Here is a 13,360-nt window from a genome sequence, read left to right on the forward strand (position 1 = left end):
TGAATGACCACAACAAATTTTAAGTCAATAAAAGTGAGAAATAAGATGAAAAAGGATATAAGTTTTTCAAAAATCATTCTGGGTGGAAATGTGTTTGGTTGGACGGTCAATCAAGAAGATTCATGCAGTTTATTAGACTACGCACTTGAGCGCGGTATAAATACAATTGATACGGCAGATATGTACTCGACATGGGTAACAGGACATGTTGGCGGCGAGTCAGAAACAGTGATTGGTGAGTGGCTCAAGCGTACACCTTCGAACAGAGAAAAAGTAATTTTAATTACCAAAGTAGGTGCGCCCTTAGCAGAGGGAAAGCAAGGATTATCTAAAAAATATATTAAACAAGCAGTTGAAGAATCTTTGGAACGTTTAAATACAGACTATCTCGATGTGTACTTGAGTCATTATCCAGATGAAAATACACCCATTGCAGAAACCTTATCTGCCTATGCTGAATTAATTCAAGCGGGTAAAATTCGTCAAATTGGTGCATCTAATTATTCAGCAAAACAATTGCAAGAGGCTCTAGAGGTCAGTTATCGTCAAAATTTACCCAAATACGAAATTTTTCAACCGGGTTATAGTTTGGTGGAGCGAGAGCAATACGAGACGGAATATCGTGATATTTGTGTTGAAAATCAATTAAAAGTGATCACCTATTTTAGTTTGGCTGCGGGTTTTTTAAGTGGAAAATATCGTGATATTTCTCAACTTGAGGGTTCAGCACGAAAACGTCAGTTAGCGCGTTATTTTAATCCACATGGCTTAAATATTTTAAAGACGATGGATCAATTGCAAACTCAATATCAAGCAGAGCTTTCTGAAATTGCTTTGGCTTGGGCGATGGCACAACCGAGTATTATGGCTCCAATTGCTTCAGCGACATCGTCTATACAAATTGATTCATTTATAAAAGCACTCAATTTAAAACTCGATGAAGCAGATCTGCAGCGTCTAAATGAAGTCAGTCAGTATTCGAATAATACTTGAGAGTTACAATAAAAAAACAGGGCATTTTCCCTGTTTTTTTATGACATGTAGGAGGGTGATATTAAGCAGTATTAAGCAGTTTTTTGTAATTGAGTTAAAGACGATAAATGAACTGTACGTTGTTCCTTAGCTGCTTGTTCAATACATTCTAAAAGTTGAATATTTTTAATCGCATCTTGTGGCGATGAAATAGGTTCAACTTGCCCATTGATGACATCAACAAAATGGCTTAGCTGAAGTAAATAAACATCTTCTTGTTTATTGGGTTCTATTTTACTTTTCACTAAATTTACAGCCCAACTTTTTTGGCTATTTTCTGGATAATTCCAATATTCTAAATTTGGTACACTCAATGCTCCTTGTGAACCACTAATATAATAACAATCTTGGTCAGGCGAAGTGGCAAAACTATTTTTATTTTCCTCAGTATTTTGATCCCAACCCCACGGTGAAACCGCTGCATCAGATGCCAATAATGTACCTAAAGCGCCATTTTCAAAACGAACTAAAATTGAAATCGTATCTTCCACATCTAATTGACGATTTTTATGAGAAGTCATAGCTTGGACAGAAACAATTTCGCCATTTAAATAGCGCATTAAGTCCAGATCATGCACAAGGTTGATGGCTAAAACACCTGCACCCGCTTTTCGATGCCATTCAATATCAAAATATGGATCAGGTTTATAAACACTCCATAGGGCATTAAAAGTATTGATTTCACCCACAATACCTTTTTCAATCAACTCCTTAGCTTGTTGAATAATCGGATTGTGACGACGATGATGACCCACTAAAATAGGTATATTTAATTTTTCTTGTTCGCTGATTAAACTTAAGGCTTCTTCTGTATTCAATGCAAGTGGTTTCTCAAGTAAACAGGGTATGCCATGTTGCATACAAGTTATCGCTGTTGAAACATGGAAGCGATTTGGGTTAGCAATAATTACACCATCAATCAATTGATTTTTAAATAATTCATTGAGATCTTGAAAATTTGGGACAGCAAATTCCTTTGCCATCGCATCTGAAAATGGGTCACAAACGGCAACCAACTCTGTAAGAGGATGTTGAATAATGGTTTGAGCGTGTTTTTTTCCCATCACACCTGCACCAATAATGGCGATTTTTTTTAAAGACATATTTGCTTTCCTTGCGTTCTTAGCGTTGATTTAAAACTGATTGTTTGAGATTTTTTAAATAATTTAAGCTTTGTGAAAAAGCATCGTATTCAGAGGTATATTGCGGATGTAAATAATCAATTTCTAAGGCTAAAAGTCCTTGATAATTCAATTGATTGAGCAAGTGAAATGTCTTTTCTAATGGAATTAAACCTTGACCCGAAACGACACTGGGCCAAAATGCAAATGTTTTAGGATCACCTTGAAATGCTTGAACATCTTTAATGTGTGTTGCTTTCGCATAAGGTGCCATTTTTTCAATCGCTTGCCACGGATCTTCTAACATTCTTAGATTATTTGCAGTATCTAAACAAATTCCAAAATGAGGGCTATTTATCGTTTTAACCAGATCGACGATTTCATCTGCCAACAGATCAACATGATTTTCAAGCGCCAGTGTGAGCTGATGCTGTATTGCAAAATCAGTTGCTTTTTCAAGTAAAGGGAGTAAAGATTTTTTGTGATTTTGCCATGTACCTTGAGGTCGACTTTTACGCCCACCTGCGCAAATGCGCATGGTTTTTGCACCTAAGGCTTGGGCAATTTTTGCATGCTTTTGAAAATCAACAAGTGCCTGTGCATTTTGCCCACTTTCAAAACCTGAAGGATGTCCCCATGCCCAAACCAATTCTAGTTGCCGGGCTGATAAAATCTGACGTAATTTTAGAATGTCGTCTTCTGTAGGATCAGGAAGCATAAAACTTTCAATCGAAATTCCTTCAATTTGAAATTGAATTGCTTGTTCGAGGCATTGCCAAAAATCAAGTTGAGGAACGGCTTCCTGCTCTAAAAGTGGATAATGCTGATTAAAGTGTCGGTGATAACAATAACCATCTATTGCAATTTTCATTGTACTATTCTTCTTGAATATTAAATTAAATTTAAAGTTTTGCTTGAACTTTAAATACGAAATTCATCCATGTGAGTACAATGTTAGCAAGCTATTTAAAAAATTGGAACACTGTTCCAAAAATATTTTACATGATTTTATAGCATCATCCTGAGCTCATAAGCGGTATTTCTTAACAGGGGTAAAATATTTTCTATTAAATATTGTTCAGTCACACGATGGGTTTGTGACATACAGTTTAATGCAGCGATGGCTTGCCCTTGACTGTTCACAATAGGCACAGCCAGTGCAATGACACCAAGTTCATGCTCTTCTTTAGAAAGGCAAAAATCTTGTTTTTGAACATGCTCTAACACAGCATAAAAGTCTTCTTTAGTTTGCACTGTAAATGGTGTTAGACGTTTAAGCCCATATTTTTCATACCATTTTTTTTGTTCATCTGCACTAAATGCAGACAAGAGTACTTTTCCTGTTGATGTTGCATGTGCAGGTAAACGATTGCCTAAATGCATGCCATAAGGACTACTACGAATAATATCTTGTTGAGGTAAAAAACTACGTGCAATGGGTACAACTTCATGATCATCTAAGACCACAATGGAGTAAGTCAGTGAGGTTTGAGCACATAAAATATTTAAAATCGGTTGAGCAATTTTAGGTAAATGTGCTGAACTTAAATATGAACTCGAAAAACGTAATACTTTATGTGTCAACCAAAAATAATGATCGTCACCCTCTAAATATCCAAGAAATTTTAAAGTCCTTAGATAACGTCGTGCGGCTGTTCGGCTCATGCCTGTCCGATCTGCAATTTGTGTTGCATTGAGCTTTTGTCGGTCTATGCCAAAAGCTTCGAGTAAACTTAAGCCTTTGGCAAAACTTGCAATATAATCATCTTGAGTGATGGTTTCACCTGAACTTTCATTGTAAATAAGTGCATAACGCATTTTATTTCCCTATATTTAGGTTTTTAAATTTTGTCCGCTATACGGATATTGATACCGTTATACGGTGAATTTCATTTTTTTACTATAGTCTATTTCACATAAAAAATTTAACTTAAATGACATAAGATCAGGAGTAAGAAAAATGGAAATTTTAAAGACTAAAGTTGCAATTATTGGTTCGGGTCCAGCAGGATTATTGCTTGGGCAACTGCTTTATAAAGCGGGTATTGAGCATATTATTATTGAACAAAAAAGTGCGGATTATGTTGCAGCCCGTATTCGTGCAGGTATTTTAGAGCAAGTTTCTGTTGATTTACTCAAAGAAGCAGGTGTGGATCAGCATTTAAATGAATTAGGTTTACCGCATCATGGCATTGAAATTTTAACAGGTGGTGAAAAACATCGTATCGACTTATCTGGTTTAACACAGGGTAAACAAGTTACCGTTTATGGGCAAACTGAAGTAACAAAAGATCTGATGCAAGCACGACGCGAGGCAGATTTAACCACTTTTTATGAAGCACAAAACGTTAAAATTCATGATTTTTATGCGCAACCTTATGTGACTTTTACACAGAATGATCAGCAATATCAGATTCAATGTGATTTTATCGCAGGTTGTGATGGCTATCATGGTGTATGTCGTGCAAGTGTTCCGCAAGATAAAATTAAGACTTTTGAAAAAGTTTATCCATTTGGTTGGCTGGGTATCTTGGCTGATGTTCCTCCTGTTTCTGATGAGTTGATTTATGTACAGTCGGAGCATGGTTTTGCTTTGTGTAGCATGCGCTCAAATACCCGTAGTCGTTATTATTTGCAAGTACCACTGACAGATCGTGTTGAAGAATGGTCGGATGAGCGTTTTTGGGAAGAGCTTAAAAACCGTTTAGATGCTGAAAGTCGTGAAAACTTGGTGACAGGTCCATCAATTGAAAAGAGTATTGCACCATTACGCAGTTTTGTGACAGAACCAATGCGATTTGGTCATTTATTTTTGGCTGGTGATGCGGCACATATTGTACCGCCGACTGGTGCTAAAGGTTTAAATTTAGCTGCTTCTGATATTGCATATTTATCGAGTGCATTAATTGAATATTATATTAATAATTCTGAACAAGGTATTATTGAATATTCAGAAAAATGTTTAAAACGAGTGTGGAAAGCAGAACGTTTTTCATGGTGGATGACGCATTTATTACATCGTTTTGAAACTGAAAGTGACTTTGATTTAAAAATTAAACAAGCGGAATTGGCTTATATTTTAGGTTCTGAAGCAGGACAAACCACATTGGCAGAAAACTATGTCGGTTTACCTTATGAAATAAAAAAGTTTGAAAATCTACCCAAAGCTAGCTAAATGCAGGATAAAAAAACCAGAGTTCATCTCTGGTTTTTTATTATTTTGAACTGAAAATAAGCAAGATGGTAAAATAAGTCAGTCCATGATAAATGGATAAAGTCTTCATTTCTTTGCATAAATCAATTGTCAGTTTAGCAGTGAAATTGTTAGCATAATCAAAATAGTTTTTTAAATGAGTAAGGTATGTCTTCAGGGCAACAGGTATTATTGAAATTAAGAAAAATGATCATTTCTGGCGAGTTAGAGGGGGGCAGTCGAATTGCAGAAATTCCAACGGCTGAACTTTTAAATGTCTCTAGACAACCTGTCCGTATGGCATTTCGTTTGCTTGAACAAGAAGGATTGTTATTAAAAAATCCCACTCGTGGTTATATGGTGCGTGAAATTTCAGAAAATTTAATCCATGATGCTTTAGAAGTGCGTGGCGTGTTAGAAGGTTTGGCTGCAAAAAAACTGGCTGAACAAGGCATCACCACAGAACAGCAAGAAAAACTAAAGCATTGTATTGTCGAGATCGAAAAACTATTTGCTGAAAAATCAGAATTTAATGATGATGATATTGAAAAGTATCATAATTTAAATGTCATTTTTCATGATGTTATTATTCAAGCTTCGCAAAATATCGCTTTGATGCAGGCTTTGGCAAAAAATAATCAACTGCCAATGGCTTCGGCTCAAGCACTCACATATGATTCAAATAAACCTTTGTCAGAATACCAACGATTGCATTATGCACATTTACAACATTGCTCCATTTATGATGCATTGCTTCATCGTCAAGCAGGGCGCGCAGAAAGTTTGATGCGTGAGCATAGCAGTGTGGTTTTATTAGGGGAAACAGTACGGGCAATTTTCACAAATCAGGCTGAATGAACTGAATTAAACCATTTTCCATGATTTTTCATGTCCTATAAAGCATAAAACTTGTCCTAAAATCCACTTTTGAATTTTGGTTTTTATTTTTAGCATAGACAAAATTTAAAATATTCACAGGCAATGATGAAAAGAAAATTACCTTATCTATCAATTTTTAGTAAATTTTTTGGAAAAACTTTATTAACAGGTCAGGCATTATTAGACCAAGCTGTGAAATCATCGACATCAAGTTTTAAAACCTCTGAAATGATCGATCCACGTGTGAATGACAAGTTATATGCATGGTCACATTATGGAATATTTTTTCCATTATTACCTGAACCTCATCGTTATTTAAATATTATGATTTTTATTGGAACGCCTGGTGTTTTGGCATTCGATCACGATCATATTACGCTTGGTGATCCGCGTCAGTCAGCCACTTTATTTTCAAGCACTGCTGCGGTGGAGCAGCATTTATTGAAAGCTTATATTATTCCTCAAGATACGCATATTTCAAATGAAAATCATTTGATTGAACTTGGGCAAGAAGTTTCTATTTCTGGAAAATTACCGCATATTCAACTGAAAGGTCAGTATCATGGGCTTGATTTTGCATTTGATTTAGATGTGTCTGATCAGGTGTCATGGTTTGTGAAATCACCAATTTATGATCATTTTAGTTTGTTGAGTACGTTTAAAGGTGAATTAAATTATCAAAATAAAACGACACATGCTCAAGGTCTATGTACTTATGAATATGCACGTGCGGTGGGACCATATAGTGTGATGAGTAAGTTATTACCAGAACAACATAAAATTCCACTGACTTTTTTTACTTATCAAATCATTAATTTAAATGAAACGACACAGTTATTATTAACTAAAGTTGATATTTTAGAGCAGCCAGCAGCTTACACTTTGCATATTCGCCATACAGATCAAAAAGCTGAAGTTTATACCGATGTTGAGTTTAAAGTTATTGATTATGATGCTGAAGTCTATGTTGCACCTGATGGGCACAAAATGCGTTTGCCACGCCGATTTAGTTGGACAGCACGTGATGAAAAACAACAACTTATTTTAAATATTATTGCCGAAATTGATAGTGAGTATCGCTATGGGCATGGTCGTGGCTATGTGAGTGCATATCAGTTCAAAGGACAATATTTTGATCGTCATGTAGAAGGACGAGGTTATATTGAATATGTTGATATGCAAGACCAAGCAAGTTTGAATCAATAAAGAATGACATGGTGGATTTGTTGACAATTCATAAATGACTTATTTATCTTCAAAATATAAATGAATTGTCAATAAAATCTGTTCAGTATTCAGATCTGATCATTTAAATAAAAGAGACATTTTTACTGAATGAGTAGTCATCGAGAAATGCTCAATTTTTAAGTGAGTTCTAGCACTAATATTTTACTTTTAGAACGAGAACAACAGGGTGTAAACTGATTATTCATTGCATGTTCTTCATCCGTCATAAATAAGTCTCGATGTTCAGGAATACCTGAAACAACAGAAGTGATACAGGTTCCACAAATACCTTGTTCACAAGAAACAGGGATATTAAAACCATGCTCAATTAAAGCTTGAGTGGCTGTTTGGTGTGCTGCAACTTCAATTTTTTGATCAGAACCCAGTATTTCAATGGTAAATGCTTCATCATTTTGTTGAGTTTGCTTTTGAGCAACAAAATGTTCTTGATGTAATTGCGGTGTTTGCCAATTCATTTGCTGTGCTGTTTCGCGAATAAAATCCATAAAACCATGAGGACCACACACATATAAATGCTTTTTAGCTGAAGGCGTAGACAATAATTGTTGCAAATTGCATTGAGTTTCAGGCTGATCTTGAATATGAACATGTAGATGTTCTGCAAAATGTGTCGTTAAATTGCCATAAAATGCTAACATTTCATGAGAGCGTACAAAATAATGTAACTCAAATGGAATATTTTGTTGTTTTAATTGATATGCCATAGAGAGAATAGGCGTAATACCAATACCTCCTGCAAATAGCAGGGCGCTTTGAGTTTCTGCATGAATTTCAAAAAAATTACGCGGCTGCCCAATCTTTAAAATATCACCCTCATGATATTCGTTGTGCATACAGCGTGATCCACCACGTGAATTTTCATCATTTAATACACCAATGACATAGCGATGATTTTCGTGACTACTGTTTGAGAGTGAGTATTGACGAGTTAAACCATTTTTTAAATGTACATCTATATGTGAGCCTGCACTAAAACGAGCTAAAGGATCATGTGTTGTAGACACCAATTCAAAAGCGCGAATATTTGCTGTAAGTTGGTGAATTTTATCAATACGAACGTCCATTTTCGAACTCCTTAAATCACATGAATATTAGGGAATTGGCGTATTGTATTCTCATTTTGCTGAGTTTCTGCTGCAATTAAACGCTCAATGATTTTACGAGATTGAATACCTCCAGCATCAATATTGAGCATTAATAATTTACGATGTGCATTACGTAATATATTTTGTTGTTGTTGCTCTAACATTTCTAAATCTTCTGTAAAAATTTTGCCTTGTCCTTGACGGATTTGTTCAGTCAGTTCTGCGTTATCCGCTTGGAAATTGCGTGCCATTCCCCAAAAATACCAATGAGATGTTTCTGTTTCTGGGGTAATAAAATCCACAACAATTGCAGCTACTTTTTTATCTTTTGTTGCGTGATAGCCTCCATGTCCAGCATGCGCGACACCGACTTCAATATGTACATGACTTGGCGCATAAAAATGACAACGTTGCCAACGGTCTACAGGAATATCATCAGCTAAGTGATGACCACGTAAAGCCATTTGCCAAAAAGGTGGAGCAATGACATTTTCCATATAGCGTTCAGTAATGACATGGTCTCCATCAACATGAGTGACTGGTAAAGATTCATCAATTTCTTTTTGTCCAATACTGCTCGAATGAACATAGGTTTCATGAGTCAGATCCATTAAATTATCGATCATTAAACGATAATCACATTGAATATGAAACAATCCTCCGCCATAGCTCCATTCAGGATGATCAGCCCATTCTAAATAAGGTAGTTTTGTTTCATCAGCAAGTGAAATATCACCTAACCAAATCCAAATAAAACCAAATTTTTCAATAACAGCATAAGCTTTATTACACGGAAAACCCTGAACACGTTGCGCTGGCATAGACACGACTTTGCCATCACATCCCATAACTAAACCATGATAACCACAAACTAAATGACCATTTTCTACATAGCCTAAGGATAATGGAGCACCACGATGAGGGCAAAAATCTTCAACAGCGACAACTTTATTTTCATGCCCACGATAAAAAACAATTTTTTCATTACAAATTGTGCGTCCTAAAGGTTTTTCTGTAATGTCTTCAGAACGACAAGCAACATACCATGCATTTTTAATAAACATTGTGACGACTCCTTATCACCAATTGGATCCAATTTAAGATAATTTTCAGATAAGGTCAACTGAATAATAAAAATAATTAAATGATTGTAACTTGATCTGTTTTTTGTAATTTATGCTTTATTGTGGTGATAATATTTAATTAATTTTAATTTAAAAAATAATTTATTGTATTTAAATAGGTATATTTTTCTTTATTTTTATAAAATATATTGATTTTTTGGATCCATAAAGTCAGTATAAAAAGGAAGCAGGATGCTTCATAGACATTATTTTTCTTTTAATAAAAAGCAAAATGGTTGGATTATTTGATCTAGGCAATTATGGATAAGGATATGCATAATCACTCAAAGCTCATCATGACTGTGCCTTGTGTATCTTTTCCAAATTCGGAGAGATATATAAATGGAAAGAGATATTGTTGAAGAAATAAATCAAAATAAAATGATGAAGTATCAGTGGTTTATTATCATTATTTGTATTTTTTTAAATATTATTGATGGTTTTGATGTCATGGTCATGGCATTTACTGCACCTTCAGTTTCAGCAGAATGGTCACTTTCAGGCGCTCAAATCGGCTTATTACTGAGTTCGGGTTTATTTGGTATGGCGGCTGGATCAATTTTTTTAGCGCCATTAGCAGATAAAATTGGACGACGTTTGTTGATTTTAATCTGTTTATTCATTGCAGGAATCAGCATGTTGGCATGTGCTTTTGTGCCAAGCCATAGCACCTTAGCACTTCTGAGATTTATTACAGGTGTCGGAGTCGGTGGTATTTTGGCATGTAGTAATGTTCTTGCAAGTGAATATGCAAATGCCCGTTGGAGAAGTCTAGCCGTCAGTTTAATGTCAACTGGCTATGGAATAGGGGCAACATTTGGTGGAATTTTATCATTAACTTTGATTGAACATTTGGGTTGGCGTAGTATTTTTTTCGCAGGTGGCGTTTCAACTTTAATTATGCTGGGTATCAGTGCTTGGTTACTGCCTGAATCTTTAGATTATTTACTTGCGAAACGACCTAAACAAGCTTTGGAAAAAATCAATACAATTATTGCACGTATGCAAATCAGTAGACTGACGCATCTACCAACTTATCAAAATCATCAGGGAAAAGAACAAGTAGGGCAAATGACCAAACTGTTTCAAGGACAACAAGGCTTGCAAACTTTATGTTTATGGGGCGCTTTTTTTCTCGTCATGTTCGGTTTTTACTTTGTGATGAGCTGGACGCCAAAAATTCTGATTTCTATGGGAATGTCACCACAACAAGGGGTGAGTACAGGTATTTTAATCAGTGTAGGTGGTATTTTTGGTGCTGCACTGATCGGTTTACTTGCTTCAAGAATTAAAATATTTTATGCATTAAGTTTATTTTTAGCTTTAACTGCACTTGGAGTTTTTCTTTTTGTTAGCGTATCAACACAAGTCAATATTGCATTAGCAGTGGGTTTATTACTGGGTATTGTGATTAATGGTTGTGTTGCAGGATTATATTCAATTTCTCCAACCATCTATTCGGCAGATATACGCAGTCGAGGGGTAGGTTATGCTATTGGTTTTGGGCGTTTAGGTGCAATTTTATCACCAACGATAGCAGGATTATTTCTCGACCAAGGTTTAGCACCTGCAACCCTATATGCTTATTATGGTGTTGTTTTTATTTTCGCTATTTTTCTTGTTTTGGCTTTAGGGAAAATCTTTTACCGCCAAAAAACCAAACCAATCGATGTCAAAGAAATCACCGTTTAGCTTTAAAAATAAAGAGTAAAAATCAAAAAAGCAGATACATTTCAATGTGTCTGCTTTAAAATATTGACCAAAATAGCCTAAGCAAATTTTATAAATTTTTATTTACAGCTAAAATTCTCAGCTTTTTCACTATTTCCTTGACCATTATAACGAGCAACTAAAGGATAAAAACATAATGGACGAGTACGACCAGAAGCCCAATTTTGAGGAATTTCAGTATTAATGACACCACTTGAATTTCCTATACCTCGTGCTGTTGCAATAATTTGATCTGGTTTCTCACCATATTCAACCCAACGAACAAGTGCAGTCAGCGCATCAAACTGATCAGTTGCGATTCCTGCTGAAGTATGATTCATTCCTGGAACTCGGAAAAATCTTACAAAGTCTGAGGCTTGAATTGATTTTTCTGAATAAGTAGATGTAATTTTATCATACCAGTTTTGTGTATCATCAACTGAAAAAACACCATCTGAAGCACCTTGTACAATGATCATTTTGCCACCTTTATTAAGAATGGTATCTAAATTTAGCTCATTTGGAGGCAGCATAAATGACATCGCACTTTCAGTATAAGTCTGATCTGTATTAAAAAGTTTTGAAAAATCAGTGTCAAAATTATAATTAAAAGCAAATTTTCTAGAATCATCCATCACCGATGGATTTGGTGGAACTTGAAAAATGATACCTACTGCAACAGGATCACGCTGACTGCCAACCGACGAAGAGAATTTCCAACTCGCCCAATTATTACCAATTAATCCAGGATCATAAGGCTGTGTTGCATAAAGATGTTCGCCTTTAGCGTTGATTGGTCCTGTATAAATTTTATCAATAACATCAAGCTGTAACTCAGTTAAACATTGTCCATCACGTTGGTTTGTCTGACATGTAGGAACATCTTTAAATATATTAAAAGCTGTACGACAGGCATCTATGTCTTGAACCATGCCATCATCAATTCCATCTAAAGCATCACATTTCACTAAAATTGAGTCCGCTAACACTTGTCTTTCAGCTAAAGTTAAAGCAGTACTTAAATCATTTTCATCTGTTGCAACGCGACGTAATTGTTGAGCTGTATAAAGTTGAGCTGCTGCGGCACGTGGTAAATGAAATCCTGGTGCATTGGCAACAATACCATCAAATTGGTCTGCAAAGCGAGTTGCTCCAACCATCGCATGACGTCCACCATTTGAAGACCCACCAGCATAAGAGCGATCTGGATATTTTCCATAAGTAAATTTGATTAAATCTTTTGCCATAGGGGTGAGTTTACCCATAGCAGCATAACCATAATTTATACGTGCTTCTGGATCTAAGCCAAAAAGTGGATTTTGTGTCGCATTATGCCCAGCATCCGATGAAATAACAGCAAATCCTGTATATAGCGCATTGCTTATAGGAGCGCCACTGCCAATATTGCCAACAGCATTAACAATATTGCCATCTGTGCCACCATTGCCTTGATATAAAAATCTACCATTCCATTGTATTGGGAGGCGCATTTCAAAACCAATTTGATATGTTTGTCCATCTATAGGGCTAACACGCTGTTCCATATAACCTTTGATTAGGCAATGTTCTGGAATAGGATTATTTCCGACTTTTAATACACCTGTTGCCTGAACTTCAGCATCAGTAATGACGGTTTTATTATATTGATAACGAGTTAGGTTTTGACAATCTATTGCCATTTTTGCAGCAACAGCAGGGCTTAATTGTGGAATAGCAATAGGCTGATTTTGGACAGTTTCAGTATTGTCATCATTACACGCCACCAGTGTCATTAAGCAACTTAAAGCCAAAATTTTCTTAGACTTTTTTGATAAATCTGTTCGATTTTTCATGAAATTATTCCTTTGATTCCATATTTTTATTTTTCGCTATTGTTAAGCGAATGATTTGAGCATGCTCAATCGTCTTGAGCATACATCTCATGGTTTGATACGTTAAATATTAAAAACTATTGAAAATTAAGACATT

Annotated in this window: 11 protein-coding genes; 5 read left to right on the forward strand and 6 right to left on the reverse strand. The window is 35.5% G+C overall.

Features of this window, described 5'->3' with window-relative positions:
* Positions 1–45 precede the first annotated feature (45 nt).
* Positions 46–993: an aldo/keto reductase gene (locus HX005_RS07000; protein WP_286376802.1), complete on the forward strand. Its 948-nt coding sequence runs from the start codon at positions 46–48 to the stop codon at positions 991–993.
* Positions 994–1,064: 71 nt separating this feature from the next.
* On the opposite strand, the gene HX005_RS07005 is transcribed toward HX005_RS07000, so the two are convergent.
* From HX005_RS07005 to HX005_RS07015, 3 genes are all read right to left on the reverse strand, one after another.
* A complete protein-coding gene (locus HX005_RS07005; RefSeq protein ID WP_286376803.1) occupies positions 1,065–2,135 on the reverse strand; it encodes a Gfo/Idh/MocA family protein in 1,071 nt (356 codons plus the stop codon).
* A gap of 19 nt (positions 2,136–2,154) precedes the next feature.
* Positions 2,155–3,024: a sugar phosphate isomerase/epimerase family protein gene (locus HX005_RS07010; RefSeq protein WP_286376804.1), complete on the reverse strand. Its 870-nt coding sequence runs from the start codon at positions 3,022–3,024 to the stop codon at positions 2,155–2,157.
* Positions 3,025–3,161: 137 nt separating this feature from the next.
* A complete protein-coding gene (locus HX005_RS07015) occupies positions 3,162–3,971 on the reverse strand; it encodes an IclR family transcriptional regulator domain-containing protein (protein ID WP_286376805.1) in 810 nt (269 codons plus the stop codon).
* Positions 3,972–4,113: 142 nt separating this feature from the next.
* Between HX005_RS07015 and pobA the strand changes: the two genes are divergently transcribed.
* The 3 genes from pobA to HX005_RS07030 all read left to right on the forward strand — a co-directional run bounded on the left by pobA (position 4,114) and on the right by HX005_RS07030 (position 7,431).
* Positions 4,114–5,328, forward strand: coding sequence for a 4-hydroxybenzoate 3-monooxygenase (gene pobA, locus HX005_RS07020; RefSeq protein ID WP_286376806.1), 1,215 nt, complete (start codon positions 4,114–4,116; stop codon positions 5,326–5,328).
* Positions 5,329–5,514: 186 nt separating this feature from the next.
* Complete coding sequence (locus tag HX005_RS07025; RefSeq protein ID WP_286376807.1) at positions 5,515–6,204, forward strand: GntR family transcriptional regulator; 690 nt, start codon at positions 5,515–5,517, stop codon at positions 6,202–6,204.
* A 126-nt stretch (positions 6,205–6,330) separates the two neighbouring features.
* On the forward strand, positions 6,331–7,431 hold the full coding sequence (locus HX005_RS07030; protein ID WP_286376808.1) for a DUF6670 family protein: 1,101 nt from the start codon (positions 6,331–6,333) through the stop codon (positions 7,429–7,431).
* A gap of 158 nt (positions 7,432–7,589) precedes the next feature.
* On the opposite strand, the gene HX005_RS07035 is transcribed toward HX005_RS07030, so the two are convergent.
* Positions 7,590–8,537: a PDR/VanB family oxidoreductase gene (locus tag HX005_RS07035; protein WP_286376809.1), complete on the reverse strand. Its 948-nt coding sequence runs from the start codon at positions 8,535–8,537 to the stop codon at positions 7,590–7,592.
* An 11-nt stretch (positions 8,538–8,548) separates the two neighbouring features.
* The gene (locus HX005_RS07040; protein ID WP_286376810.1) at positions 8,549–9,622 is read right to left on the reverse strand and encodes an aromatic ring-hydroxylating dioxygenase subunit alpha; all 1,074 of its coding nucleotides are present in this window, start codon (positions 9,620–9,622) and stop codon (positions 8,549–8,551) included.
* Positions 9,623–10,024: 402 nt separating this feature from the next.
* On the opposite strand from HX005_RS07040, the gene HX005_RS07045 reads away from it, so the two are divergent.
* Positions 10,025–11,374 (forward strand): MFS transporter, encoded by a 1,350-nt coding sequence (locus HX005_RS07045; RefSeq protein WP_286376811.1) that lies wholly within the window; start codon positions 10,025–10,027, stop codon positions 11,372–11,374.
* Positions 11,375–11,472: 98 nt separating this feature from the next.
* Here HX005_RS07045 and HX005_RS07050 read toward each other — a convergent pair whose 3' ends face one another.
* A complete protein-coding gene (locus HX005_RS07050; RefSeq protein WP_502872728.1) occupies positions 11,473–13,224 on the reverse strand; it encodes a tannase/feruloyl esterase family alpha/beta hydrolase in 1,752 nt (583 codons plus the stop codon).
* Between the last annotated feature and the right edge of the window lie 136 nt (positions 13,225–13,360).

The sequence above is a fragment of the Acinetobacter sp. R933-2 genome (genome assembly GCF_030325485.1).
GTDB classification, from domain to species: Bacteria; Pseudomonadota; Gammaproteobacteria; order Pseudomonadales; family Moraxellaceae; genus Acinetobacter; species Acinetobacter sichuanensis.

Coding starts and splice junctions, on each gene's coding strand:
- HX005_RS07005 (WP_286376803.1), bottom strand. CDS start 2,135: ATGTCTTTAAAAAAAATCGCCATTATTGGTGCAGGTGTGATGGGAAAA.
- HX005_RS07030 (WP_286376808.1), top strand. CDS start 6,331: ATGAAAAGAAAATTACCTTATCTATCAATTTTTAGTAAATTTTTTGGA.
- HX005_RS07010 (WP_286376804.1), bottom strand. CDS start 3,024: ATGAAAATTGCAATAGATGGTTATTGTTATCACCGACACTTTAATCAG.
- HX005_RS07015 (WP_286376805.1), bottom strand. CDS start 3,971: ATGCGTTATGCACTTATTTACAATGAAAGTTCAGGTGAAACCATCACT.
- HX005_RS07040 (WP_286376810.1), bottom strand. CDS start 9,622: ATGTTTATTAAAAATGCATGGTATGTTGCTTGTCGTTCTGAAGACATT.
- HX005_RS07045 (WP_286376811.1), top strand. CDS start 10,025: ATGGAAAGAGATATTGTTGAAGAAATAAATCAAAATAAAATGATGAAG.
- HX005_RS07050 (WP_502872728.1), bottom strand. CDS start 13,224: ATGAAAAATCGAACAGATTTATCAAAAAAGTCTAAGAAAATTTTGGCT.
- HX005_RS07025 (WP_286376807.1), top strand. CDS start 5,515: ATGTCTTCAGGGCAACAGGTATTATTGAAATTAAGAAAAATGATCATT.
- HX005_RS07000 (WP_286376802.1), top strand. CDS start 46: ATGAAAAAGGATATAAGTTTTTCAAAAATCATTCTGGGTGGAAATGTG.
- HX005_RS07035 (WP_286376809.1), bottom strand. CDS start 8,537: ATGGACGTTCGTATTGATAAAATTCACCAACTTACAGCAAATATTCGC.
- pobA (WP_286376806.1), top strand. CDS start 4,114: ATGGAAATTTTAAAGACTAAAGTTGCAATTATTGGTTCGGGTCCAGCA.